The sequence below is a fragment of the Coleofasciculus sp. LEGE 07092 genome (assembly GCF_015207375.1).
Taxonomy (GTDB): Bacteria; Cyanobacteriota; Cyanobacteriia; order Cyanobacteriales; family Coleofasciculaceae; genus LEGE-07092.
Map to the genome: position 1 here is coordinate 44177 of NZ_JADEWY010000005.1, position 23832 is coordinate 68008.

The 23832-nt window shown below is 46.4% G+C and carries 26 protein-coding genes, 1 tRNA gene and 1 pseudogene; 9 read left to right on the top strand and 19 right to left on the bottom strand.

What is annotated here, in order from left to right; genetic code table 11:
• Positions 1-47: 47 nt before the first annotated feature.
• The 5 genes from IQ257_RS02390 to IQ257_RS02410 form a co-directional block, all read right to left on the bottom strand.
• Positions 48-707 carry a hypothetical protein gene (locus IQ257_RS02390; protein WP_193873028.1) on the bottom strand — a complete coding sequence of 220 codons (660 nt, stop codon included), beginning with the start codon at positions 705-707 and terminating at the stop codon, positions 48-50.
• Positions 691-2304, bottom strand: a complete 1614-nt coding sequence (locus IQ257_RS02395) for an S-layer homology domain-containing protein (protein ID WP_193873027.1) — start codon at positions 2302-2304, stop codon at positions 691-693. The genes IQ257_RS02390 and IQ257_RS02395 overlap by 17 nt, the downstream gene beginning before the upstream one ends.
• Before the next feature lie 253 nt (positions 2305-2557).
• A complete protein-coding gene (locus IQ257_RS02400) occupies positions 2558-3199 on the bottom strand; it encodes a flavin prenyltransferase UbiX (protein ID WP_193873026.1) in 642 nt (213 codons plus the stop codon).
• A gap of 219 nt (positions 3200-3418) precedes the next feature.
• Positions 3419-4123: an actin-binding WH2 domain-containing protein gene (locus tag IQ257_RS02405; RefSeq protein WP_193873025.1), complete on the bottom strand. Its 705-nt coding sequence runs from the start codon at positions 4121-4123 to the stop codon at positions 3419-3421.
• 220 nt (positions 4124-4343) lie between these two features.
• Positions 4344-4829 carry a sterol desaturase family protein gene (locus IQ257_RS02410; protein WP_193873024.1) on the bottom strand — a complete coding sequence of 162 codons (486 nt, stop codon included), beginning with the start codon at positions 4827-4829 and terminating at the stop codon, positions 4344-4346.
• Between the two features lie 338 nt (positions 4830-5167).
• On the opposite strand from IQ257_RS02410, the gene IQ257_RS02415 reads away from it, so the two are divergent.
• The gene (locus tag IQ257_RS02415; RefSeq protein WP_193873023.1) at positions 5168-6874 is read left to right on the top strand and encodes a GH3 auxin-responsive promoter family protein; all 1707 of its coding nucleotides are present in this window, start codon (positions 5168-5170) and stop codon (positions 6872-6874) included.
• A gap of 358 nt (positions 6875-7232) precedes the next feature.
• Positions 7233-8669 (top strand): trypsin-like peptidase domain-containing protein, encoded by a 1437-nt coding sequence (locus IQ257_RS02420; RefSeq protein WP_193873022.1) that lies wholly within the window; start codon positions 7233-7235, stop codon positions 8667-8669.
• Between the two features lie 206 nt (positions 8670-8875).
• Here the strand turns inward: IQ257_RS02420 and IQ257_RS02425 are convergent, their stop codons facing one another.
• A complete protein-coding gene (locus IQ257_RS02425; RefSeq protein ID WP_228060353.1) occupies positions 8876-9910 on the bottom strand; it encodes a nitrilase-related carbon-nitrogen hydrolase in 1035 nt (344 codons plus the stop codon).
• Positions 9911-10100: 190 nt separating this feature from the next.
• A complete protein-coding gene (psaK, locus tag IQ257_RS02430) occupies positions 10101-10379 on the bottom strand; it encodes a photosystem I reaction center subunit PsaK (protein WP_193873021.1) in 279 nt (92 codons plus the stop codon).
• Positions 10380-10638: 259 nt separating this feature from the next.
• On the opposite strand from psaK, the gene IQ257_RS02435 reads away from it, so the two are divergent.
• The gene (locus tag IQ257_RS02435) at positions 10639-11268 is read left to right on the top strand and encodes a phosphoribosylanthranilate isomerase (protein ID WP_193873020.1); all 630 of its coding nucleotides are present in this window, start codon (positions 10639-10641) and stop codon (positions 11266-11268) included.
• Positions 11269-11386: 118 nt separating this feature from the next.
• Here IQ257_RS02435 and IQ257_RS02440 read toward each other — a convergent pair whose 3' ends face one another.
• A complete protein-coding gene (locus IQ257_RS02440) occupies positions 11387-11683 on the bottom strand; it encodes a WGxxGxxG family protein (RefSeq protein ID WP_193873019.1) in 297 nt (98 codons plus the stop codon).
• 322 nt (positions 11684-12005) lie between these two features.
• Between IQ257_RS02440 and IQ257_RS02445 the strand changes: the two genes are divergently transcribed.
• From IQ257_RS02445 to IQ257_RS02455, 3 genes are all read left to right on the top strand, one after another.
• Positions 12006-12872 carry an alpha/beta fold hydrolase gene (locus tag IQ257_RS02445; RefSeq protein WP_193873018.1) on the top strand — a complete coding sequence of 289 codons (867 nt, stop codon included), beginning with the start codon at positions 12006-12008 and terminating at the stop codon, positions 12870-12872.
• Positions 12873-12957: 85 nt separating this feature from the next.
• Entirely contained in the window at positions 12958-13392 is a 435-nt protein-coding gene (locus IQ257_RS02450; protein ID WP_193873017.1) for a ferritin-like domain-containing protein, read from the top strand.
• A 32-nt stretch (positions 13393-13424) separates the two neighbouring features.
• Entirely contained in the window at positions 13425-14369 is a 945-nt protein-coding gene (locus IQ257_RS02455; protein WP_193873016.1) for an FTR1 family iron permease, read from the top strand.
• Here IQ257_RS02455 and IQ257_RS02460 read toward each other — a convergent pair whose 3' ends face one another.
• From IQ257_RS02460 to IQ257_RS02485, 6 genes are all read right to left on the bottom strand, one after another.
• Complete coding sequence (locus IQ257_RS02460) at positions 14370-14675, bottom strand: hypothetical protein (RefSeq protein ID WP_193873015.1); 306 nt, start codon at positions 14673-14675, stop codon at positions 14370-14372. It lies immediately after the preceding gene.
• Positions 14676-14869: 194 nt separating this feature from the next.
• The gene (locus IQ257_RS02465) at positions 14870-15610 is read right to left on the bottom strand and encodes a pentapeptide repeat-containing protein (protein ID WP_193873014.1); all 741 of its coding nucleotides are present in this window, start codon (positions 15608-15610) and stop codon (positions 14870-14872) included.
• Positions 15611-15729: 119 nt separating this feature from the next.
• The gene (locus IQ257_RS02470; RefSeq protein WP_193873013.1) at positions 15730-16434 is read right to left on the bottom strand and encodes a pentapeptide repeat-containing protein; all 705 of its coding nucleotides are present in this window, start codon (positions 16432-16434) and stop codon (positions 15730-15732) included.
• Positions 16435-16771: 337 nt separating this feature from the next.
• Complete coding sequence (locus IQ257_RS02475; RefSeq protein ID WP_228060354.1) at positions 16772-17119, bottom strand: hypothetical protein; 348 nt, start codon at positions 17117-17119, stop codon at positions 16772-16774.
• Between the two features lie 84 nt (positions 17120-17203).
• Complete coding sequence (locus tag IQ257_RS02480) at positions 17204-18838, bottom strand: alpha-D-glucose phosphate-specific phosphoglucomutase (RefSeq protein ID WP_193873012.1); 1635 nt, start codon at positions 18836-18838, stop codon at positions 17204-17206.
• A 225-nt stretch (positions 18839-19063) separates the two neighbouring features.
• Positions 19064-19951, bottom strand: coding sequence for a rhodanese-related sulfurtransferase (locus IQ257_RS02485; RefSeq protein ID WP_193873011.1), 888 nt, complete (start codon positions 19949-19951; stop codon positions 19064-19066).
• A gap of 156 nt (positions 19952-20107) precedes the next feature.
• Between IQ257_RS02485 and IQ257_RS02490 the strand changes: the two genes are divergently transcribed.
• Positions 20108-20180: transfer RNA gene (locus IQ257_RS02490), tRNA-Ala, on the top strand.
• A 136-nt stretch (positions 20181-20316) separates the two neighbouring features.
• Here IQ257_RS02490 and IQ257_RS02495 read toward each other — a convergent pair.
• The 3 genes from IQ257_RS02495 to IQ257_RS02500 form a co-directional block, all read right to left on the bottom strand.
• Complete coding sequence (locus IQ257_RS02495; RefSeq protein ID WP_228060355.1) at positions 20317-21228, bottom strand: AAA family ATPase; 912 nt, start codon at positions 21226-21228, stop codon at positions 20317-20319.
• Positions 21229-21273: 45 nt separating this feature from the next.
• Entirely contained in the window at positions 21274-21459 is a 186-nt protein-coding gene (locus IQ257_RS31335; RefSeq protein WP_228060356.1) for an AAA family ATPase, read from the bottom strand.
• Between the two features lie 199 nt (positions 21460-21658).
• Positions 21659-21814, bottom strand: coding sequence for a hypothetical protein (locus IQ257_RS02500; RefSeq protein WP_193873010.1), 156 nt, complete (start codon positions 21812-21814; stop codon positions 21659-21661).
• A 121-nt stretch (positions 21815-21935) separates the two neighbouring features.
• On the opposite strand from IQ257_RS02500, the gene IQ257_RS02505 reads away from it, so the two are divergent.
• Positions 21936-22424, top strand: coding sequence for a hypothetical protein (locus IQ257_RS02505; protein ID WP_228060357.1), 489 nt, complete (start codon positions 21936-21938; stop codon positions 22422-22424).
• The gene (locus IQ257_RS02510) at positions 22421-22843 is read left to right on the top strand and encodes an HNH endonuclease (RefSeq protein ID WP_193873009.1); all 423 of its coding nucleotides are present in this window, start codon (positions 22421-22423) and stop codon (positions 22841-22843) included. The genes IQ257_RS02505 and IQ257_RS02510 overlap by 4 nt, the downstream gene beginning before the upstream one ends.
• A gap of 144 nt (positions 22844-22987) precedes the next feature.
• Here IQ257_RS02510 and IQ257_RS31340 read toward each other — a convergent pair.
• Positions 22988-23585, bottom strand: a pseudogene (locus IQ257_RS31340) (Uma2 family endonuclease).
• Positions 23586-23613: 28 nt separating this feature from the next.
• Positions 23614-23832 carry a hypothetical protein gene (locus tag IQ257_RS02520; protein ID WP_193873008.1) on the bottom strand — a complete coding sequence of 73 codons (219 nt, stop codon included), beginning with the start codon at positions 23830-23832 and terminating at the stop codon, positions 23614-23616.

Genomic DNA, 23832 nt, shown 5'->3' on the forward strand with positions numbered 1-23832 from the left:
GTACCTCACCAGATAGAGAAACGCTATTGTGAATGCATACCCGAAGGTTAAATCTGACTACGGGCAGCATTAAGCAGTATCGTCAACACCGCTTGAATTGCCCTTAATTCTTCAGGGGGTTCGTTTAAGAGGTCAAAATCACTAGCATTAATCAGGGCGTTGTAGACTTCAATCACATTGACAAGTTGAGCTGCTTCCACCCTCCCCCCAGCAGTCAGGTTCGGCAGACTAGAGGCTAAGTTTTGGGCAAGGGTTTGACTTGCCCCGGCATTAATCAGAGCATTCTGAATTTGAGTGACACTCAAACCCACATTGCCCTCTCCAGTCACAATCAGTCCTAAATTTTGCTGTACCGATGCTGGAATTGCCGTAGGAGTTCCGTTAGCAACAACGGGCAAATTTCGCTGCTCTAGCCGTTGGTTAATTACACTAGCAGCGCTGTTGACGGCGTTCTCAATCTGCGGAGTTCTGAATACTAAAACCTCATCTCTAGCACTACCACGGACGAAGGCACCGTTAACGATGTCACCGCTTGTAATAATACTGCCGCTAGTATCGGTCTGAGCTGAGGCTGGTAGCATTTCCCAAACACCCCCAGCCGTTCCCAAAATCAAACCGAACCCGACCTGTAAAACAAAATCCTTAGCGTTCATAACGACCTCTTTTTTCCCGATACGTCCAACTTCTGACCTAGAACGAGATGGCATAACCAATCCCTAGGATAAACCGTACTCCATCCCCAGCTTCTCCAGTGATATCGGCAGCAGCGGGAGTGATGATGAGAGGTACACCCTTGATGGGGACAATTGAAGCGCCCACGTTCAAATCTTGACCGCTCCATTCGGCAATCACCGTAACGGGTTCAATGACTTGCACGCCAATACTGCCAAAGACGTTGGTCGAACCCTCTTCATTCTCAATATCATCAGCGGAACGAAACCGACCACCGCCGAGACCTACGGAGGCAGTAACCCGGCTGAAGGGGGCTGACCTTTCCTCCTGTAGTTGAAATATTTTACTCACAACGCCGTAAACACTGCTGACAGCATCGGGTTCGCCCCAGTTAATCAGATTCTCGACGCCAACTGCCACGGCTAAATCCCCCGGCAATAAGCGGTGAACCTTGAAGCTGACGCCCCCATCTTCAAAGGTATCGCCAAACAAATCATAAATTGAAACGGCGGTTTCGAGGGCAACGAGTCGTTCTGCATCCCCAAGACCGAAGCCCAGTACAACCCCGCCATCGTCTTTATTAGAAAGGCGGGTACTTTCTTGATAACTTGCCCCAACAAAAAAGTCACCCGTTTGAGCACCAAACGCCGTCGGCGTCATAATACTCGAATTTCCCCGCACAATCCGCCGCAGCCGTTCTTCTACTGGCGGAGTTGGGAGTAGGTACTGCTGTCGTAAAGCGGTTAAGTCTTGGGGAGGAGTTGGGGGTTGAGCGATGGGGGGTTCGTAGCCAACAATATACCGACTCGCTACACTTGTGGGACTCAACTGTGGTAAGACGCCTTCGTTCACTAACGCCTGATAAATAAATGCTGCCACATCAGCACGGGTAGCAATCTGGTTGGGGTTCAAGAACGCTACATTCGGATAGTTGACCACCAACTGATTGACGGTTGCCGCTGCCACGCTATTCCTAGCCCAGTCAGGAATTTGGGCGGCGTCTTGAAAGTACTGATTTAATACCGCCGTTGCTTGAGCTGGAGCGGACAAATCTAGCCCACTCGCCAAGGCAACGAGTACCTGGAGGCGAGGAATATTTTGCTCAGGCAAAAAGATATTGTTAGGATAGCCTTCCAAAAATCCCATGCGGTAGGCTTCTTGAATGGCATCAAATGCCCAATAATTTCGGGGGATATCAACAAATTGTGTACCCTGGCGTTGAAGGCTTTGTTCAAACGCCTGACGAATCATCGCTGCGAACTGAGCACGGGTAACGGGTTGATTCGGTCGAAACGTGCCATCAGGAAACCCGGCAATGATATTCCGCTGGGTTAGGGCTTCAATAAAAGGCTGTGCCCAGTTACCCTGAATATCGGGGAAGGATCTAGCTTGCGCCAGTTGTGCCGCTGTACCTGTTGGGGGTTGTGTTGTCCCCGTAGTAGGGTTTTGAGGACGCAGGGCATCGGCTCCTAGCATATTATTCAGGAGAGACGAGCCTAATGAACCTCCCTGGTCAGTTTGCGAATTAGTTTCGGCTCGGGCACTACCCTGAAGATTGGCAACGACGGTTGCTGCCCATAGCATTGTGCTACCGAGGATGGAACTAATGAAAATACGTCCCCAGTACCGCATAGTTGGGTTAACTGAATAAAAATCACTCCTACACCTAGAGTCCCTCATCACTTTTGCTATGCTCCCACAGTTAGTTGAATACCTCCAAGTTACATGAGTTTAGCGAATTAATTGCCCTAATTTCCCGAATGCTAAACCCCAATCTAACCCTCCTCTTGAAGCTGGGATAGGATGTTTGTGGCTCATTGCTTGACTCCCGTGAATCCTCAACCTTTAGAGATAACTATCCCGCTTTCGGCTAGTCGTCACTAATCTAATGTCCCTGCCACCGATTTAGAGGAATACAGTCAACATTTAACTGATCAAAAGCCCGCGCTACCACAAAATCTACTAAATCTTCAATGGTTTGAGGGTTGTGATACCAAGCCGGGATAGCTGGCACAATTCTAGCACCAGCTTCTGCCAGGGTGGTAAGATTACGCAGGTGAATGAGGCTGAATGGTGTCTCGCGGGGGACAATTACTAATTGACGCCCTTCTTTGAGTTGAACATCTGCGGTTCGCTCTAGCAGGTCAGAACTTAAACCGTTAGCGATTTTTGCCACCGTACTCATGCTACAGGGAAGGATCACCATTCCTAAGGTGCGAAAGGAGCCACTAGCAATTGTTGCTCCAACATCTCCCCAACGGTGACAAATCAGTTTGCCTCCTATGGGTACTCCTGCTTGCTGACGCCAGAATTGTTCCTGTTGGTCGGGTTCTGGAGGCATTCGGATGTTCTGCTCTGCCTGCCAGACCATATAGGCTGATTTAGATGCAACTACTTCAATGTTGTAGTCAGCTTCTAGGAGAAATTTTAATGCCCGTACTGCATAAATTAAGCCAGAGGCACCCGTAATGCCGAGAATTAAGGGGAAGGTTTGAGGGGTGAAATTGGAGTTTTGAGTTGAAGACACGGGATTTTCAAGGGGGAATTAACACCTGATGTTATCCCCCCTAATTAAAGGGAGGTTGGGGGAAAATCTATTTAAAGTAGTTCAAATTTAACGGTAGAGAGAGTAAGGTAGGCTCTCTTGTACGGAAAGTGATGCACTACCCGCACCTTATTCGAGGGAAGATTTTAGTTTCTTTGCACACGGACTCTTTAATAGCATACCCCCATTCTTCATTCCTGATTATTGAAAACCCAAAATTTCGCTGAGTGCATTGACAATATCGAGGTAAAAATTGCCGTTCATCTGGCGAAATAGCTCAAAAGAGGAGCTGGGCTTGCCGAAGAAGGGGCGTAACGTCCAGGCTAGCTGTGTACCGACAAAGGCGTAGAGGACGAGCCAAAACCGTAAAATATTCATCCGGGTTTCGAGTCCTTCGGTGTCTTCTTCAGAGAGTAGCTGCATACCCTGATAGAGAAACTTGACGCCAATAAAGCCGGTGATGGCAAAGATAGCGACATTCAGGAGCTTGTAAAACTGGTAATGATTAGTGGAGATTAGGAAAAACAGGGTAATCGGCGCGAAGCTAAAGAGGAGAACACTAATCACTGCCACTGCTGTTAAGAGCATGGCAAAATGCTGCCCAAAGCTTTTTCGAGAACCAAAGAGGATATTGAAAAAGTATAAGGTAGGAAAGCAAATAATTAGGGTAATTAGGTAAAGTGCCGGTAGTTTGATGGCTGAGGATAGTGCCTGTAGTAAACTGTGGGACGAGCCGATAATGGCTCCGTAGACGGCAAAAAAGAGGGAACTGCAAATCAGCAGCGCTGTAATCTTTCCTTCTAGTTTGATGCCTTGACGGATTTCTTTGAGAAATAAGGAGCGATCGCGCAGCAGCCCGATTAAGGTGGTAAAGTACCGCGTTGTCTGCACTGGACGTTGAACCATAGTCCTCTCCCCTAGTGTTTATCCAGTTCTAGCAAAAATTTTTGGGCAATCCCCTTATTCGCTTAAAATCTTATACTTGACAAAGAAAACGGATGATGTATAGTTAAGTAGTGTGTGTGAGGAAAAAAGAAGAAGCGCTTGGAGTCGAAACACGGCAAGACGCCCAAGCGCTTTTTCCATTGAATTTTTCTATTGAGAGAGTACAGGTCAGTGAACTGACTTACCACCACCGCAGTTGCAAATAACCTCGTTCGGGTTGGTTTACTTCCTCCTCTGTCAGCCACTCAACGGATTTGTAGGTGCCAAATAGTCGATCCCACCAATCTACTGCCAGACCGAAGTTGTGATGCCACATCTGGTATTTATGATGCACGTAGTGAACCGGCATTTTCATCCAAAAGCACTTGGTTGGGTTTTCGTGCTGAAGCTGATGAGCATAGGCGGAAAAGGCGGAGTAAACTAATCCCCCCAAAAACCAACCGAGTCCGGCATCCCACGAATAGAGAAACATTAGACACATCACCAGTAGACCAGCCTGCACGTAATCCCGAAACTCCCACAGTACACCCTGACCTTCATTACGGCGATGATGGTCACGATGGCGTTTACCAACCCGAGCATTGACGTGCATCAGGCGATGTATCCAGTACTCCAAGAAACTCGCCAGGATAAATCCCAGGACAAAACAGATGATCGGGGTTATCAACTTTCTTTCCTCGCACGCTTTGCTTTCTAAAAAATACCCCTCTGGAGATTTTTACATCCTTAGGGTTACTGATAATGTAGCTATTTTCTCACTTTCGAGGTGAGTTCGCGCACATTGAATTTGCCTATCCTCAAACCAAGATAGAGGCGATCGCTCCTTTTGCCCAACGGTTGCCAACTCTCCCTTGCTGACAGTAGCGGCAACTTGTAAAAGTACTCCAGCGTCGTCAGAGTTTGTTGACGCTAGCCCCCAGACAACTCCTCTACCATTTGGAGCTACTGGATAAATCTGCTTTAATCAACGTTTAATGCATTCTTGGGAATTGGTGTGAGGCTTTAATGGCGAATTATTTACTGCCACTTTTGACTGCTTTTGCTGGACGTGTTAAAGCTAATTTCGTTCAAAAAACCCACCAGACTGAGGCGATACAGGAGCAGTTTTTGCTGCAACTGCTGCGGGTTCATCAGGATACTGAGTTCGGTCGTCACTACGGGTTAAGGGATATCAAAACCGTTGACCAATTCCGCGATCGCTTGCCAGTTCTGCCCTACAGCAGCTACGAACCCTACACTCAGCGCATATCTCAGGGGGAGACTAATGTTTTAACCCCCGATCCGGTCGTTTACATCAATCTCACTAGCGGTTCGACCGGTCCTCAAAAACTGATTCCTGTCACCAAGGGATTTCAGAATTCCTTGAGACGGGCGAATTTAACCAGCATCGGCTTTTTAGCCGACGCCTTAAAAAAGAGAGAGAGTAAATTTGGCAAATTGCTGCTCACCAACTCCGCTCATACCCTAGGACGCACGCCAGGGGGAATCAATTACGGTCCAGCTAGTGTTGGGGTGCTGCGTATGGGAAAATTTCTCTACAAGCAAGTCTTTGCCCACCCCTTCGAGACACTGCTACCGGATGATAGCTTAGCCCGTCATTACGTTTGCTTGCTGTTTGCACTGCGCGATCGCACAATGCGGGGGATAATTGCCAATTTTCCCATGCTACTGCTGCGTACCAGCATCTATTTGGAGCGCTACGCTGAAGACTTCATTCGAGATTTGGAAAAAGGCACCATTGCCTGCTGGCTAGAACTAGAACCCACCGTCCTTGCTCAATTGGAGCATCAGTGGTCAGCCGACCCCATTCGCGCCCGTGAACTGAAGGATATTCTAAACCGTGAGGGACGGCTAACTCCCAAACAGGTTTGGTCTGATTTATCCTTTGTTGCCACTGCACGAGGCGGCACCTCTGATTTTTACTTCGAGCGCTTTCCTGAGTATTTTGGTGATATCCCAGTATTTGGAGCCGTTTACTCTTCTGCTGAAGCTACCTTTAGTATTTACCCAGATGTTGATACCGATGGTAGCGTTTTGGCAATTGAGAGTGGCTTTTTTGAGTTTCTGCCTGAAGACCAATGGGACCTAGAATACCCCAAAACTCTCCTACCAACAGAGGTGAAAGTCGGAGAATGCTATCGCTTATTAACGACCAACTACAGTGGTTTCTACCGCTACGATATTGGCGATGTGGTAGAAGTTGTAGGATTCTACAACACAGCTCCTTTAATTGTCTTCCGTTACCGTCGCGGTGGTATGATGTCTGCGACGAGTGAGAAGACAACTGAGTATCATGCCACTCAGGTAATGCAAGCCCTACAAAAAGAATTTGACGTGGCTCTAGAGGATTTTTGTCTCACTTTGTCTGAGAGTGTTGTTTCAACTCGCTATCTAGTGAATATTGAACTGGCTCCGGGTGAAAAACTAGATGATCCGGAAGCATTCCTCGCCAGTTTTGAGCGCAACCTTCAACAAGCCAATGCCTCCTATGGGGCGAAGCGACCGAGTAATTATATCCCGACACCTCGCCTGCGTATCCTTGCGCCTGGTAGTTTTGCTATCCTCCGCCAGCGCCAGATAGAACGGGGAATTCCGGATTCTCAGCTTAAATTTCCTCACACGAGTGAAGATAGGCAGTTTTTGGCGGGTCTAGAGGTGCAGCAGGAGGTAAGGTTGCCGGAGGATGTGAGCGAACCGACTGTATCGGTTTAGAATATCGTTACCTGGAGGATGAGGGTGAGGTACAAGGGTTGGTGTGATGTTCATCCGCTGATGAAATCGAGTAATAACATCAGGGTAATTTTCTACCAAGGTGCGAACTTCTTGCTCTCGCTGGTGCAGAATTTCTTAGAACTGATTAATAAGGGTTGCATCATCAACAAGTTACGGTATGTAGTAGGGGCAGAGCCTCTTTAATTATTCTGCAAGATCTGATCTTTGAGAAACCAGTCAGGGGCTAGTGGAGTCTTAATAATGAATGAAAGGAATCAAACCCTCTGCCCGCCCATTGCCTATCCCTTCGAGATCGAAAATGTTACGACAGTTCCCTAAGGTTCAAGCCCATCAACTTATGAGTACTAAACGCCTGCGTATCGCCACATCGGGAATCATTACTGCCGCAGCCGCTATTGGTGCTATTACCTTTGACGCGATCGCAACTGTTGATGGGTTCAGTTTTTCTCTGAAACCTCATGCCGTTTTAGCTCAAGATATTGATGAACAAATCAACATTCGCGTCTATCAACGAGCCAGCCCAGCCGTAGTTTCGATTGACACGGGAAACAGTACCGGCAGCGGCAGTATCATGACATCGGATGGGATAGTTTTAACCAATGCCCATGTTGTTGCCGGTTATCCTACCGTTAATGTGATGTTGGCAGACGGTAGACGGTTAGCGGCAGATGTTATCGCTTTTGGGGATAGCGGTTTGGATTTAGCCGTTTTAAAAATTCGCAGTCAGAACAATTTACCCACCGTTACCCTTGCGCAGACTTCCGTTCAAGTGGGACAGCGAGCCTTTGCGATTGGCAATCCCTTTGGTCAGTTTCAAGGCACGTTTACCGTGGGAATTGTCAGCCGCATCGACCCACAACGAGGTTTAATTCAAACGGATGCTGCCATTAATCCTGGTAATTCTGGAGGACCCCTACTTAATAGTCAGGGTGAATTGATTGGCGTCAATACCGCTATTTTTGGCAGTCCTAACGGTGGTAATATTGGGATTGGGTTTGCGATCGCCATTGATAAAATTCAACCCTTTTTAGCCGCTGTACGTGAGGGACGCGCTCCCCGAACAGCCGTGCAGCAAGCCCCCACCCCTAGTGATCGCCGCCCGCAACCCTTAGCCTTAAATGGTGCGGTGGTGCCTGGTCGATTGGGTCAGGGGAGTAATGTTCTGCCCGTAGACAACAGCTTCTTTGACCTCTATGCTTTTGAAGGAAGGGCAGGTCAGCGAATCCAAATTGACATGAGCAGTCGGCAAATTGATTCCTATTTGATTTTGCTTGATGTTAATGGTAATGATTTAGCTCAAGATGATGATAGTGGAGGTGGGACTAACGCCAAAATCGTTACTACCCTACCCACCAATGGTACTTACCTATTAATTGCTAACTCCTATGAAGCCGGACAAGCTGGAAGTTACAACCTACAGGCGGCGGCGGCAGGGAGAAGTTCAGTAAGTCGCGATCGCTTTATTTTGCAGCAAGAGGGCATTCTCGATCCCGGTGCGTCCGTACTTCCCTCTGATGGCAGTTTGTTCAAAGTTCATGCCTTTGAAGGTCGAGCCGGACAGTCAGTAACCCTTGACTTGATTAGTCCTGATTTTGACACCTATTTAGTTGTACTCGATTCTAACGGTCAGCCGATTGGTGAAAATGATGATATCAGTCAAAACAATTCTAATTCCAACCTCACCGTTACCTTACCTCGTACTGGCGTCTACAATGCGATCGTTAATGCCTATGATCGGCGCGGGCGGGGTCGGTATCGTTTGACGGTACGGTAAAAGTCAAAAACTCACCCCCCTAATCCCCCCTTAAAAAAGGGGGATATGTCTATAGTGCAGCAAAAGTAACTTTAGTATTGAAACCGATATGGCTGCTTATCGGCGTGAATTAGATGCTGAAGTCTCTGACTCAGAAGACAGTTCCGAGGAGAGCCAGTCAGTGTGAGTCGATATAGCATTTTTATTCAGAGTGACAAAAGAGCGATTCAAATCAAGCCCATTTTATCCAAACGCTCAATCGCTTCTCGCTGAGTTTGGATAAAATGCTGACGATTGGGGACACCATCCACCATCGTGTTTGCTGGATAAACCTGAAATTGGCGGTAGCTGTCGGCATACAGTTCCAAGCGCTGGCGGGAAAGCAGGTTATTCAATCCCGGACGGCGGCGGTATCGTCGCAAAGCCGCTAAGTCAATCTCAGTAAACGCTGCCATACTTTCTCCTGCCCCTGTTTCCGTTAATACCAATCCCCGATAATCAATAATCTTAGATCCACCATCTACAGATGCTTCTGGAATGGGAATATTGGCAATCCCTGCGGTATTGGCAGATACAATATATGCCATATTTTCGACCGCACGGGCAATCTTAGCTGCTTCTTTAGGCGATCGCAGATTACCATACACTTCTGACGTTGAGTGCAAGAAAATCTCTGCCCCCCGCAATGCCAAACACCGTGCTACCTCGGGATAGAGGATTTCTTCAGATGCTAGTGCTGCTAAATTACCGATCGCAGTTTTGGCAATGGGAAATACCCCCTCTAAACCATAACAGTCGAGGTATTTGTCCCATACGTCATGAGGAGTAGGGGCAAACATAGAATTAAGCCGTCGATATCGCAACACCATCGCTGCCGATGGATCGAGAATAAAGCAAGTCTGGAAATACAATTTGGGAAAGTTAGGATCGAGTTCGTAGGCATTTCCCGCCAGAAAGATGTCATGCTTCTGGGCAATTTCGCCCAATGCCTCGTAGATTGGATCTGCCATATCCAGACAAGCTTTCTCTGCCCAAACCGTCAGCGATTCTCCCATCGGAAAACCCGTCAGGAAGTATTCCGGCAACACTACTAACTTACAGTCTGACCCGATAAAGGCAATACTTGCAGCAATTTGTTGATCTAAACCCTTGATGGCATTTTGTATGAATGATCGCGCTTCGGTACTGTCACGCGCTTGATTAACGGCGTGACACTTAACCTGGAGTGCTAGGGCAACGAAGGAATCGATAGCAGTACTCAAGTTAATGAAATGATTGAGAAGGGGGAAAGGGAAAATAGTCCCGCGATCTTTCACTTGTTTCTTAGAAGACTCTACCTTATCCCTGTAAAAATCGCTAATTTCCTCTATTGCTCTTGAAGGGCTAGAGGCTAGCTCCTTTGACAGAAGAGGGAGTAAGACTCCTCGGTTTTCCTACTCCCTGTCCCTAGGATTAAATGGCTCCTGCGTTAGTCAATCCCAAGATAACGCCAGCGCCGATAATATGACCCAAGCTGACTGTCGCCAAGAGTTCGGGCAGACCAAAGCGTTTGAAAATATCTGGCTTGGGAACTGGTAAATCTGGACCTACCCCACTTTTCTGGATAGCGAAGTAACCGACTGCGATCGCAAACAGGTTACACAAAATCATAACTAGTCCGACCGTAGGCGTCCACGCTGGGGTTGGCGGTACGGTGGGTTGGACAGCGGCTAATAAGATTGTGTCAATCAAGAGATTTTCTCCTTATGTTGATAAACTGATACAGAGCCAACTGCTACACCGACAAGCGGATATAGCTTGTAACTCACCAGAAAACTGGTTGAAGCCTACGGCGTATTGACTGACGCCGACTCCTCCGTCTCTACCGAAAACTGATTTCGGATGCCAGTAGAGGAGAGAATATAAAAAAATAATAAAAAGCTTTAGGTAGAAAAATATCAATTTGTTTTGAATAATTAACAATTTTTACAAAAGACTGCCAATTTCAACCATGCGGGTCAAAATTTGCGGCATTACCACACCAGAGCAGGGTAGGGCGATTGCGGAACTAGGCGCAACAGCTTTGGGATTTGTCTGTGTACCCGCCTCCCCCCGTTACGTCAGTCCCAGTCAAATTCTGGCTGTGATTGAACAGTTGCAGAAATCTGTTGACCGGGTTGGTGTATTTGCCAATACTCCTGTTGAGGAAATCTGCAAGATTGTTATCGAAGGGAGTTTAAATGCAGTTCAGCTACATGGTGCTGAACCAATCGAATTTTGCAGACACCTGCGTCAAGTACTCCCAGAAGTAGAGATTATCAAAGCCCTGAGAGTGAAAACACCAGATTGTTTAAAACTGGCTCAGACTTACACCCCTTGGGTGGACACGCTACTGTTGGATGCTTACCATCCTAATAGCCTAGGCGGTACTGGCAAAACTATTAACTGGGAAACCCTAGAACAGTTTCATCCTAACCGTCCTTGGTTTCTAGCTGGTGGCTTGACGCCAGATAATGTCTTAGATGCGCTCAAAGCAGTCCAACCCAGTGGAATTGATTTATCCAGTGGTGTTGAGCGATCGCCAGGTGATAAAGATTTAGACAAAGTTGCCTTACTCTTCCAGAAGATAGCATTGCTGTGACTCCTAGCTAAGGGTCTGGTTTTCCCAGTGAGGCTCCCGTTATAACGTGGGAGTGTTTAACGGGAGAGAACATCACGGAAGGTAGCCAATTCAGGAGTCACAGCTTGGAAGGCAACGACTAACGATGGTAATCTGACCCAGGACGAACTCCCACGGTAGGGTCATTAGTAACATAATCCGTAGTACTTACACTAGGTTCTCTGCGCTTTTTACCAGCTAAACCTGCTAATCCTAACAAACCAAGCAAACCTAACCAACCCCAGTCGAAGTCATTTTCAGTTTCTACTTCTTCAACTCCATCATAGGTCTCAGGTTCGGCATACTGAGCTTGTGCGGGAGCCGTGAAGGGGGCAACTGCTAAAGTAGCTGCCATTACACTAGCTCCAGCCCATTTGGAAAACTTAGAAAGGTTCATTACTTTTATCTCCTTTTTTTCAAGGCGATGTTATTACTTAACTACTTTATTCTTTGTTTATTTAACTTCAATCAATCTTTAGTATGAAGCTTTAAGAAATGGGGATGAGACTGAAGAAGGAGACAATTAGATGAGGTAATCTCCCAAAAAGAGGATGGTCAAAAAACCTTTTATCCTAAAGAGACTCGCAGGGGAACTGATAAGGCTTTTTTTGTTAATTATTTACACTCGAGCTTCCCTAGATTCTCTCCATTGAGAGAAGCGCTTGAGCCTAACCCAAACAAAAGTTGATAAGATTGCAAAAAAAGCGCGGGAGATATCCATGTCTGTACTAGAAGGAACGTGGCAGCACAAGTACATTGTCAGCAATTGGGTCAAACTGCACTACGTGACCGAAGGGGAAGGTCCGCTGATGCTGATGCTGCATGGATTTCCAGAGTTTTGGTACTCGTGGCGTCACCAAATTCCGGAATTTGCCAAAAATTATAACGTGGTTGCCCTAGATATGCGCGGCTACAACGAAAGCGACAAACCACAAGAGCAAACCGCCTATGCAATGAGAGAGCTGATTGCAGATATTGAGGGCGTAATTCGGGCGCTAGGGTATGATCGCTGTATACTTGTGGGTCATGACTGGGGTGGTGCGATCGCTTGGTGTTTTGCCTACGCTCATCCTGATATGGTAGAGCGGCTGATTGTACTCAATATACCCCATCCTGCTAAGTTTATAGAAGGGTTGCGAATTCCCCAGCAATTGTTGCGTAGCTGGTATATATTGTTCTTTCAGTTACCCCTATTGCCAGAACTGTCCTTGCAGGTATGGGATTACAGCTTAATTGATCGTATCCTTACGGAGATGACAGTTGATAAAAACACCTTCACCCCAGCCGATATAGAAGCCTATAAGGATGCAGCAGCGCGACGGGGGGCATTAACGGCAATGCTCAACTACTATCGCAATATTGTCAGCGGACTGCTGCAAAAGGAGTGGGGTGTCCTGTCGGTGCCAACGCTGATGATTTGGGGTGAAGAGGACAAAGCTTTGGAGAAGGAGTTGACTTATGGAACGCAAGCCTATGTCAGTGACTTCCAAATCCGTTATATTCCCAATTGCAGTCATTGGGTGCAACAGGAACAACCAGAGTTAGTCAACCAGTATATGCGAGAGTTTCTAGAAAATGGAGAATAGAAGATTGAGAGATTCAGTGTTTTGAAAATCTCTGAGCTTTCGAGGACAACCCTAAGTTAACCTAATCACTAAACACTCAAAATTGATGAAAGAGCTTGATCTGCAAAAGACTATTAGCCTCCTCAACAGCATCATGGAATTCGAGCTGGCGGGTGTTGTGCGTTACACCCATTATTCTCTGATGGTGATAGGTCCCAACCGAATTCCAATTGTAAATTTTTTTAAAATGCAGGCAACAGAATCTTTACTCCATGCTCAACAAGCCGGAGAGATTATTACGGGCTTAGAAGGGCATCCCAGTCAGAAGATTTCACCCATTGAGGAAACTTACCAACATTCAGTGCGGGATATTTTGGCAGAAAGCCTCAACCACGAGAAGAAAGCATTAGAACTGTATAAAGAATTACTGGATACTGTTGACAATGCGAGCGTGTATCTAGAAGAATTTGCCCGTACCCAAATCGGTCAAGAAGAAATGCACAGCCTAGAAATTAAAAAGATGTTGCGCGACTTTGGTTGATTCGTCCTTCGTCTTTAGACTCGCTATAAATCATGGATTTTAGTCCTGCTATACCCACTTTTGTTATTACTCTCCGGGAAGGAGTAGAAGCTGCCCTTGTGGTAGGAATTGTACTGGCGTGCCTCCAAAAAGCCAAAGCCGAACAGCTCAACCCTTGGGTGTATAGCGGTGTGGTGGCGGGAATTGTTGTCAGTGTTTTAGTGGGTATCTTATTTACTTGGGGCATTCAGGCTTTGAGTGCCACCTATCCCGAGTACGCCCCCGTAATTGAACCCCTTCTAGAGGCAGTGTTTGGTGTTATAGCGATCGCACTGCTCAGTTGGATGCTAATTTGGATGACGCAGCAGGCGAAATCGCTCAAAGCTGAAATAGAAGGGAATCTCCAATTAGCGATCGCCCAAGGGACAAAAGCAGGTTGGGGCGTCTTTGGCTTGATTTTCATTGCCGTTTTGCGAGAAGGTTTTGAAACGGTTGTCTTTATCGTTGCTAAGTTTCAGCAAGGGCTGGTGCCTGCTTTAGGAGCAGTGGCTGGCATCATCGGAGCTGTCGTCGTTGGTTTTCTCCTATTCAAGTGGGGCGTCAAGATTAATATCCGCCAGTTTTTCCAAGTGATGGGCGTCTTATTACTCCTGATTGTGGCGGGTTTAGTCGTGGGAGTCTTAGCTCATTTTGATCAAGCTGCTGCTGCTTTGGCGCAGATAAACCCTCAGTCACAACCTTTGTGCTTCTACTATGATCACTTGGCAGAAGAGCATTCCTGCTTCTTGGGAGCAAGGGTTTGGGATACTAGCGGTATTTTACCCGACAATAAATTTCCCGGTTTAGTACTTAAAGCGTTATTTGGCTATCGAGCCAAAATCTATTTACTGCAAGCGGTGAGTTACTTGCTATTTTTGTTTGCGATCGGCAGCATTTATTTCCGCAGCTTAAGTGTACCAACCAGGGAACCCGTGAACAGCGATCGGGCAGTACAATAACTAACGAGGCTCCTGTCTTAGTTCTTCACTAAGGTCACGGATCGTATTTTCATGGTTTTTTGCCATTACCGCAGCCGCATTACTCGCTTGTGTTGCACGCCGAGACGCCACAACAGCTTCCCTAGCCGTTTGGGTGAGTTCGGTAATGGCGATCGCTTGTTCAGTTAATACACCAACAAACTGCTGAATCATTTGCTGCTGCTCCTGTGCTGCCTGAGCTTGCCGTTCTACAGTCTCAGCAAGCTGTTCGACTACTGCTAACAGGCGCTCTAGACGCTCTTCAGTTGGGTCTAGTGGCAAGGTCATTGTGTTGCTCGTGTAGTTATCTAGACTCTACCACTGAGAGTCATCAGCAAAAACAACGAATAATAACAACACTTTGACTTCACTGCCAACAAGACCGCTTACAACATCTTTCCGTGAATGCTCCAGCGCTTCACCCTGACTAAAGTCTAGAAATCACATGACGTTTAGGCTTTGCTATCACTTGATGCTGACCCTCAACTAGAATTGGATGCTTCAGCCACACTGAGGATAGTACCTTCGAGTTGGGCATTGTTTAACTTAGCATGGGTAAAGTCAGTGCCAGCTAAGTTAGCATCCCTTAAGTCAGTATTCTCTAACAAAGCCGCATTGAGTTTAGCGTAAGCAAGGTTAGCTCGGCATAAACTAGCACTTTCTAGGTTAGCTTCCGTCAGGTTAGCTTCAATAAGGTTGGCTCCACCCATGTTGGCATTACTCAGGTTGGCACTACTCAGGTTGACTCCAATCATGTTGCTAATAGTCAAGTTAGCTCCACTTAAGTCAGCCTCATAGAGGTTGGCTCTAATCAGGTTGGCACCACTGAGATAGGCAGTCGTTAAATTGCTGTGACTCATGTCAGCACAGCTTAACTCAGCACCACTTAAATTGGCACCAATCAAGTTGGCATCCCGGAGATTGGCAACACTCAATTTGGCACCAATCAAGTTGGCATCCTGTAGGTTGGCATCTCGCAAATCGGCATTCCTAAGACTGGCAAGAATTAGGTCAGCACCACTGAGATCGGCACCCATCAAATTAGCGTCGCGCAAATCGGCTTCGCTGAGGTCAGCATCATGCAAGTTGGCACCGGTTAGGTCTGCCTCCCGCAAGTTGATCTCACGCAAATCGGCACCGTGCAGGTCAACTTCGCGCAGGTCAATGTCTGGAAAATCCCTCTCTCCTGCTGTATAACGCGACTGAAGTTCGTCGGCATCCATAGGTATGTCTGGTGTTGTAGGAATTCAGGTTTAACAGAATTTTGCCACCAAACATTGAAGGAGTATGAAGAGATAGATATTCCTTTACACTGAGATTGACTCAGGTCAATTCTGTTTTATTAAGACATTGAGCTAGGTTGGGAACTTTCAGTCATTTTCAGAAGAGTTCCTTCTAAGTTGGTTCGCTCTAGATTGGCATCGGTTAAGTCTGTTTGAGCTAAATTGGCGTCTTTTAAATTTGCATGATACAAAGAAGCTCCCGTTAATTTGGCATGAGCTAGATTCGCTCTATATAGCTTGGCTTCATTTAAGTTAGCACCACTCAGATTGGCTTCAATCAAGTTAGCGCCACTCAGGTCTACACCAATTAAGTTGGCATCGACCAAGTTGACACCAATCAAGTTGGCAAGACTTAAATTCGCACCACTCAGATTAGCCTCACTGAGGTTGGCTTTAATTAAGCTGGCATCACTGAGATAGGCACGACTTAAACTAGCACGCACCAGGTTAGCACCCCCCAATTCCGCACTAATCAGGTTGGCACCCACCAGATTCGCCTCACTCAGATTGGCAATACCCAACCGAGTCCCAATCAGATTAGCCTCGTTCAGGTTGGCACCACTCAAATTTGCATCACTCAGAATGGTAAAAATTAGATCGGTATCTGATAAGTTAGCACCACGCAGGTCAGCCTCGCTCAGATTGGCACCACTCAAGTCAGCATTCCTCAGGTCAACTTCCCGCAAGTCTGCCCCCTGAAGGTCAACCCCCCGAAAATCTCGCTCTCCGGCGGCATAACGCAACTGAATTTCTTTAGCATCCATGGGTTTTGTTTGAAAACATAGTTTTTAACAGACCTTTTCTCAAGGTTCAGTCCCTGAACCAGGCTTTGCCACTTAAACGTCTCTAACCCCAGCCGCGATCGCTTGAGGAATTAACGAGGAGAGTACAAGTTTCTTGCCAACTTTCAGGAATGGCTGAAAAACACCTTGTAGAAAGTATTAACGTAGTTAGTTTTACTTGAGTGTATCCCGTTAGCCAGGAAATTTTTGACCTGAGTCTGTGGGATTTCCTTCTAGTTCCTGAATGTCGGTAGTTGCAGGGGTTTTGGCAACTGCCGCTCTTCTTTTTGTCAGTCAATCAGGAAACAGCCTTTAAGAGCTACCGTTTGAGAACATTACAAATCAGCTCACCTGTACCATTGGGTTCAAACGGTACAGCCGTTCCATCTTTTTGAACTCTCAGGCGTGAGCGACAGTTATAGATCTCAAGGGGTCGCTCAATTCCATCGACACTAACGACAGCTCTATACTCCCAATAATATTTAGCACTGCGCTTGATACTCAAAATACAAATAGAGTGGTCTTTCGTGTTGCGGCAAAAAGACGCTTCAGCAGGAAAAGCAATAGCAAAGGATAGTACCAAGAACAACACGAGAGTCATCAATTTCATGAGCAACACAAAGTACAGGGTAGAGGCACGGCAGATGTAATGGTTCTCTAGACTCATCAAGCCGTGCCTTTAGGGAACTCCAAACAATAAATTACCCCGTAGGACAGGCATCTTGCCTGTCAAAGATGTCAAAGACGACCATCAGGTAATAACCGTCGGCTTGTCCATACCCGTGAAACTACGGATTTGAGCAATTTCATCAGCGATCGCAATAAACTTGGCGAGTGCCTCCTGCGGATCGAGATGCTGCTTGGCAACATCCGGTTCGTAACTTTCTAGATAAACCCGCAGCGTTGCACCCTGAGTGCCAGTACCAGAGAGTCGGAAGACGATGCGGGAGCCATCGGTAAACCCAATCCGAATGCCCTGCTTTTGGCTAACGCTACTATCAACGGGATCGGTGTAGCTGAAGTCGTCAGCATAGTCAACTTGATAGTCACCAAACTGCTTACCTTTCAGGTTGGGTAAGCTAGAGCGCAGATTTTCCATCAGGGTGTTAGCGCGATCGCTATCCACACCTTCATAATCATGGCGGGAGTAGTAATTGCGCCCGTAAGTCTGCCAGTGTTCTTTTACAATTTCCTCCACAGACTGTTGCCGCGCGGCTAGAACATTCAGCCAGAACAGCACCGCCCATAGCCCGTCTTTTTCGCGCACATGATTAGAACCGGTGCCAAAACTCTCTTCGCCACAGAGAGTTGCCATGCCTGCATCCAGCAGATTACCAAAGAACTTCCAGCCGGTGGGTGTCTCGTAGCAATCAATTCCTAGCTGTTTCGCCACTCGATCTACGGCTGCACTCGTGGGCATCGATCGCGCCACGCCTGCCAAACCGTCTTTATAACCGGGAACTAGTTGGGCATTCGCGGCTAAAATAGCGAGACTATCGCTGGGTGTGACAAAGAACTTGCATCCTAAAACCATATTGCGATCGCCATCCCCATCAGATGCCGCGCCAAAGTCCGGGGCGTTATCCCCGTACATAATTTCTACAAGGTCATGGGCATAGACTAAATTTGGGTCAGGATGTCCACCACCAAAGTCTTCTAAGGGTATTTCATTCATCACCGTACCCCCAGGCGCTCCCAACCGTTCCTCAAAAATAGCGCTGGCATAGGGACCTGTCACAGCATGGAGGGAATCCATACACATCCGGAAGTTACCGGAGGTTAGGAGTTGGCGGATGCTATCAAAATCAAACAGCGATTCCATTAAATCTGCATAATCTGCCACTGAGTCAATCACCTCAACTGTCATCTCATTCAGTTGAGAGGTTCCCAGTTCGTCTAGATTGACATCGGCGGCTTCAAAAATCTTGTAGCTCTCAATTTCCTTGCTACGGGCGTAGATTGCCTCCGTTACCTTTTCCGGTGCAGGTCCACCATTACTGATGTTGTACTTGATGCCAAAATCCCCCTCTGGACCACCGGGATTGTGGCTAGCAGAGAGGATAATGCCACCAAATGCCTGGTTTTTGCGGATAATGCAGGATACGGCTGGAGTAGACAAGATACCCCCCTGCCCAACCAGCACTCGTCCCCAGCCATTGGCGGCTGCCATTTTAAGAATAATCTGGATTGCCTGACGATTGTAATAACGACCGTCGCCGCCCAAAACTAAGGTCTTTCCTTGATAGCCTTCTAAACTATCAAAGATAGACTGAACAAAATTCTCTAAGTAATGAAACTTACGGAAAACGGGGACTTGCTTCCGGAGTCCCGACGTACCGGGCTTTTGGTCTGTAAAGGGTTGGGTGGATACGGTTTTTACATTCATGAGATAGTTTGAGACAATTCCACACAATGAAGTTGAATTTGTTAATCCCCTGGTTACGGGTCTTGTTCCCTAGGGAAACATACCCAGGTTAAGACAGTATAAATTCCAGGAGTTACTCTTCATTTTCAGGGATTTCCTTCACCACCGGGAGCATTTATGGAAGAAAGGGTGTGGGGTATGAAAAGAAGGGGGATTGTTGCTTTACTCTTCCCAAAAATTCTCCTGCTACACTCTACCTCCCTTTGAGAATTTCTGCTGCTGTCTTTCCTGCTGACGCACCCGCTTCTCTGGTGTCAGGCTCTCAAAACAATAGGGGCAGGAAATACCCGCCTCGTATTGGGGGGAAGTTTTATCGGTATCAGAAATAGGGTGTCCGCAGCTTTGACACATCTCATGGGTTCCTTCTGCCAAGCCATGCTGAATGGCTACGCGCTCATCGAAAACAAAACACTCCCCCTGCCATAAGCTTTCTTCGGCTGGGACTTCTTCTAAATACTTGAGAATGCCTCCTTTGAGGTGATACACCTCCTGAAAGCCTTGACTTAGCAGAAAGGAAGATGCTTTTTCGCAGCGAATGCCGCCTGTACAAAACATGGCAACTTTTTTGTGCTGGGTTGGATCGAGATGGCGGCGAATGTAATCTGGGAATTGTCGAAATGAGGCGGTTTTTGGATTTTCTGCTCCTTTAAAGGTGCCGATATCTACTTCGTAGTCGTTGCGGGTGTCAATGACAACAACGTTTGGATCACAGATGAGAGTGTTCCAGTCTTTGGGACTGACATAAGTGCCAACTTGGTTGTTTGGGTCAACTTCAGGAACACCCAAGGTTACGATTTCTTTCTTGAGTCGTACTTTCAGGCGCTCAAAGGGGGGAGAGTCGGTGTAGGACTCTTTTGGCTCTAAGTCTGCTAGGCGGGAGTCAGAACGCAAAAAGGATAGGGCTGCATCAATCCCCTGACGCGAACCTGCAATCGTGGCGTTAATGCCTTCTTCGGCAAGCAGAATGGTTCCCTTGATGTCCTGTTGGGTGCAGTACGAGAGTAGAGGGGATTGTTTCTCTGCAAAATCTGGCAACCGAACGAATTTATAAAAGGTGGCAACAACAATCGTCATGTTTCCGCTCCAATCAGAATAGACAGCAAAGGCTGGAAATTAATGCCTTCTGCTCCCCTGCCTAATTTTTTTTTGCTTATCGCTATGCAATGGGACTTTAACGTGTATAATAACGAAGGTGAGGTTAAATGTGTTTCTTCGCCTGTTCTGTGACCTGGGGGTTTAGCTCAGTTGGTAGAGCGCCTGCTTTGCAAGCAGGATGTCAGCGGTTCGAGTCCGCTAATCTCCATTGCTATTGTCAATTAACATTTGGCTCTCAATAGTCAAATTCGTCATCTAACCAATCTACTTTCTCTATTAGAATGCGCTCGGCTAATTTTGTAGCGGTTCGTGCATCGGCACCATCTTCCACTATCACGATGAACTCAGTCACTTCCTTCTCCTTCAACAACCCAATCCTCACCCTCAGCATCCCAAAACTCTCCAGTAGTTAAGGTTTGTTTTGCCCATTCCACATCCGGATGTTCATCCAAACGTTTGGAGAGGGTGAAGCCCGAATTGGTGTTACTTAATACATGGACTTGAGAAGGAGTAAGTTCATCCACAATATAAGGAGAATGAGTAGAAAAAATAATTTGCAGATTGTTCTTGTCTTGAATAATTTCCTTAAAAACAGTAATTAGTTCTCGTTGCGCTTTGGGATGGAGTCCCTGTTCAACATCATCCAGTAACACTAAATTAGGTTGATTAGGATTTATCAGAACAGTTAATAATCCTAGCGTGAGCATTGTTCCTTCACTAACGGCATGGGCTGGAATTCGCTTACCCGTATTCATGTCTAGGACAACTTCCTGCCCTGCCATTTCCTGGCTTTCTTCGTATGAGATTGATTTTCCATCGACTTCGATTAAACGTTGCCGATTGACAAGAACCTTGGCTCGCCTTACTCCTACCTCCCGTACACCTGGGACAATCTGTTGCAACATTTCTTGTAAGGATTGAAAGTTATCTGGAGCTTCGTTACGAAGATAGTCTAAAGTAGGTGCTAAACCTGAACCATCGAACTCTACTCGCGGCGTAATTGCATCACTATAAGAGGGTTTAGCAAGATTACTGGCTACTAGCTTTAGGTGAACTGAGTATCTCAATGCTTGAGGTATTGGAGAGGGAGCATTGTTTAACGAGCTTTTCCATCCTTCCAAACTTCCCTGATCTTGATCAACCTTCCATGAAGCTGTTGGAAACCAAGGAGGACTAACGCTTTGTTGCCATCGATAAGAAGCTTGCCAGTTTTGCCGATTGCTGTATCCCCAGAAACCACTCGCAGTAACAGACATTGTATCTTCCCCAATTGTTGTAATAAATTGAGGTTCCCTCTCATACTAAAATATATGTGCGAATGATGAATTATCGTAACCTGCCAGTCTAGTCAGATAATGTAATGCTTGCAAAACTGATGTTTTGCCAGAACTGTTCTGTCCTACGAGTGCGTGTAAGCGCGACTTGTCTAAACTAAGTTGTGTATATTTATGACTTTTGAAATTATTAAGTATTACCTCTTTTAGCATTTAATCGCTAACATCCTTTCATACAACAATAAGCTTCTTAACATCTGCTTAATTATTGAGTAAATCAGAACAAATTGGTTCAATTTTTTATTGTACCGTAACTGCGCCACAATATTTTTGTAGCCATTAATTATTGTAAACAAAATCCCCTACCCAAGACTAACTCAGGCAGGGGAAAGCTAACTAATTTAACTTAATTCTACCCAACCAATTCCGTCGCCCGCTTCGCCAAATTCTCCGCCGTTAACCCATTAAACGCCATCATCTGACCAGCACTCGATGCCGTCAATTGATGATTAAACTGATAGCTCGAAGCGATCGCATCCCTACCTCCCAAGTTCAAACGTGCGATCACTTGACAAATAATGTTTTTTCAAGGATTATTTTTAACATGGTAAGAATATGCCCATCTATAAAAGCAGCAGCACTTCAGCTATAGTGCACTTCAGCTATAGTAGAGATAGCTTGCCGTGGCTATGGCTAAGGCTATTCAGAGGGAAGATAAAATTGACAATATCCAGCTACATCCCGGTCAGACCATGACGACTCAGCGAGTGACGATTGAGCTACCTGAACCTGTCTTCCGCCAATTGGCTCGCATTGCCGAAGCAACGCAACAGTCTGTAGAAGTGCTAGCTGCTCAAAGTGTGGTTAGCAATCTGCCACCCTCTGTGGAAAACGCTTCACCAGAGATGCAGCCGGAGTTGTTGAAGATGCAAAGCCTCAGTACTGAGGAGTTGTTAGCGATCGCCAATGCTAAGGTGGAACCCAGCCAGCACAAGCGTCATATTGAGCTATTGGAGAAGAATAAAGAAGGTTCGCTTACCTCCGAGGAACGGCAAGAACTGACCGACTTACGGTTAGCTGCGGATCGTTTGATGCTGCGTAAAGCCTATGCTTGGTCTGTTTTACGCTGGCGGGGACATCGGATACCTCCATTGAAAGAGCTATCTGCCGCAGTGTGACCATTTCAGAAAAACTACGTCAGCAAGTTATTGTCGCAGCAGATTATCGCTGTGAATACTGTAAGACATCCTCCCGGCTAACTGGAACACCACCAGTCATGGAACATATTCTCCCGCGATCGCTTGGAGGAACGGATGAGCGCGAAAATTTGGCGGCATCTTGTTATCGTTGCAATGAGTTCAAGGGAGCGAAAACTCATGCTGTCGATCCTGAAACGGGTCAGCTTGTAGCGCTATTTAATCCCCGGACTCAGACTTGGACGGAACACTTCGCTTGGGTTAACGGTGGAACTCATATTGCTGGACTCACCCCAATGGGTCGAGCGACGGTGATAGCTTTGCGGCTTAATAATGAGAATGTCGTTGAGGCACGAGCGATATGGATTGAAGGCGGATGGCATCCACCAACCGATGATTAAACTGATGGATGGAAGCGATCGCATTCCTACCTCCCAGATTCAAATGTGCGATCAGCTTCACTGATGCCGTTTGCCTAGTGTCTCGTTCGCGGATGAAACTGAGAATAATGGGTTCAATAACTTAACATGATATTAATCCGGAAATTACGACTGTCGAATCGCATTAATAAACGCCATTCTCGCGTCAACTATATCAGGCATTAACACACAGCGCACCAGCAACTCTAAATCCAAGTTTGGGAGAAACTCACTGCGCTCAATTTGCTCATAGTCATTTTGTCGAAAACGGTAAATTAAAATTTTATTATTTTGCCAAAACCAAACTTCAGGAATTTTAAACCGCTTGTACTTTTTTAGTTTATCCGTTCCGCCACTGGTCAGAGCCACTTCAATTGCCAGATCAGGATGGTCTTTCTTTGTGCCAATATAGTTAAGACTCATCTGGAGCAAAAGAAGCACCTTTTATTTCAGCTTCACGAGTTGCATTCCCAATGGGGATAAATCGAATACCCTTTTCAAATAAGTAGGCTTCTATGAGAATCGCTAGACATTTTTTAATCATTTCATGGTCTTCACCTGTCGTCATGAACTCCACACACCCATCAAGATAAGTTAATTTTAATCCAGGGACATCTTGCATTACGGCTTGAATTGCCTTGAATTGCTGCCAATTATAACGACCGGGTAGGATAAAATACTGGTCGTTGACTGGGTTGAGTTGTTCTGTAAGGTTTATAGTCATAGTGAAGTTCAAGAAAGAAGCTGTTTTTCTAATTCTTTGAGGGTAATGTTAATATCGCTGTTAAATAGTGTAAACTCTCAACTTCCTGATTGAGTTCATGACGATAGGCAGCCATATATCCTAATACTTCATCGACTAAGGGATTGTTTTTGAACGTGGCAGGAACCTGTAGTAAAAGATTATTTTGCTGGGGAGACTTGCCTGTTACTGGCTCATTCTCTCTTGTCCCAGCTATATAGTTTGCCAT

What these genes read in the sequence shown, in the direction of transcription:
- IQ257_RS02450 (WP_193873017.1), top strand. Translation starts at nt 12,958, where the DNA reads ATGAAAGAGCTTGATCTGCAAAAGACTATTAGCCTCCTCAACAGCATC.
- IQ257_RS02480 (WP_193873012.1), bottom strand. Translation starts at nt 18,838, where the DNA reads ATGAATGTAAAAACCGTATCCACCCAACCCTTTACAGACCAAAAGCCC.
- IQ257_RS02460 (WP_193873015.1), bottom strand. Translation starts at nt 14,675, where the DNA reads ATGACCTTGCCACTAGACCCAACTGAAGAGCGTCTAGAGCGCCTGTTA.
- IQ257_RS02415 (WP_193873023.1), top strand. Translation starts at nt 5,168, where the DNA reads ATGGCGAATTATTTACTGCCACTTTTGACTGCTTTTGCTGGACGTGTT.
- IQ257_RS02405 (WP_193873025.1), bottom strand. Translation starts at nt 4,123, where the DNA reads ATGGTTCAACGTCCAGTGCAGACAACGCGGTACTTTACCACCTTAATC.
- IQ257_RS02505 (WP_228060357.1), top strand. Translation starts at nt 21,936, where the DNA reads ATGGCTAAGGCTATTCAGAGGGAAGATAAAATTGACAATATCCAGCTA.
- IQ257_RS02475 (WP_228060354.1), bottom strand. Translation starts at nt 17,119, where the DNA reads ATGAGTCTAGAGAACCATTACATCTGCCGTGCCTCTACCCTGTACTTT.
- IQ257_RS02485 (WP_193873011.1), bottom strand. Translation starts at nt 19,951, where the DNA reads ATGACGATTGTTGTTGCCACCTTTTATAAATTCGTTCGGTTGCCAGAT.
- IQ257_RS02390 (WP_193873028.1), bottom strand. Translation starts at nt 707, where the DNA reads ATGCCATCTCGTTCTAGGTCAGAAGTTGGACGTATCGGGAAAAAAGAG.
- IQ257_RS02440 (WP_193873019.1), bottom strand. Translation starts at nt 11,683, where the DNA reads ATGAACCTTTCTAAGTTTTCCAAATGGGCTGGAGCTAGTGTAATGGCA.
- IQ257_RS02465 (WP_193873014.1), bottom strand. Translation starts at nt 15,610, where the DNA reads ATGGATGCCGACGAACTTCAGTCGCGTTATACAGCAGGAGAGAGGGAT.
- IQ257_RS02445 (WP_193873018.1), top strand. Translation starts at nt 12,006, where the DNA reads ATGTCTGTACTAGAAGGAACGTGGCAGCACAAGTACATTGTCAGCAAT.
- IQ257_RS02495 (WP_228060355.1), bottom strand. Translation starts at nt 21,228, where the DNA reads ATGTCTGTTACTGCGAGTGGTTTCTGGGGATACAGCAATCGGCAAAAC.
- IQ257_RS02520 (WP_193873008.1), bottom strand. Translation starts at nt 23,832, where the DNA reads ATGGCAAACTATATAGCTGGGACAAGAGAGAATGAGCCAGTAACAGGC.
- IQ257_RS02470 (WP_193873013.1), bottom strand. Translation starts at nt 16,434, where the DNA reads ATGGATGCTAAAGAAATTCAGTTGCGTTATGCCGCCGGAGAGCGAGAT.
- IQ257_RS02435 (WP_193873020.1), top strand. Translation starts at nt 10,639, where the DNA reads ATGCGGGTCAAAATTTGCGGCATTACCACACCAGAGCAGGGTAGGGCG.
- IQ257_RS02395 (WP_193873027.1), bottom strand. Translation starts at nt 2,304, where the DNA reads ATGCGGTACTGGGGACGTATTTTCATTAGTTCCATCCTCGGTAGCACA.
- IQ257_RS02420 (WP_193873022.1), top strand. Translation starts at nt 7,233, where the DNA reads ATGAGTACTAAACGCCTGCGTATCGCCACATCGGGAATCATTACTGCC.
- IQ257_RS31335 (WP_228060356.1), bottom strand. Translation starts at nt 21,459, where the DNA reads ATGCTAAAAGAGGTAATACTTAATAATTTCAAAAGTCATAAATATACA.
- IQ257_RS02455 (WP_193873016.1), top strand. Translation starts at nt 13,425, where the DNA reads ATGGATTTTAGTCCTGCTATACCCACTTTTGTTATTACTCTCCGGGAA.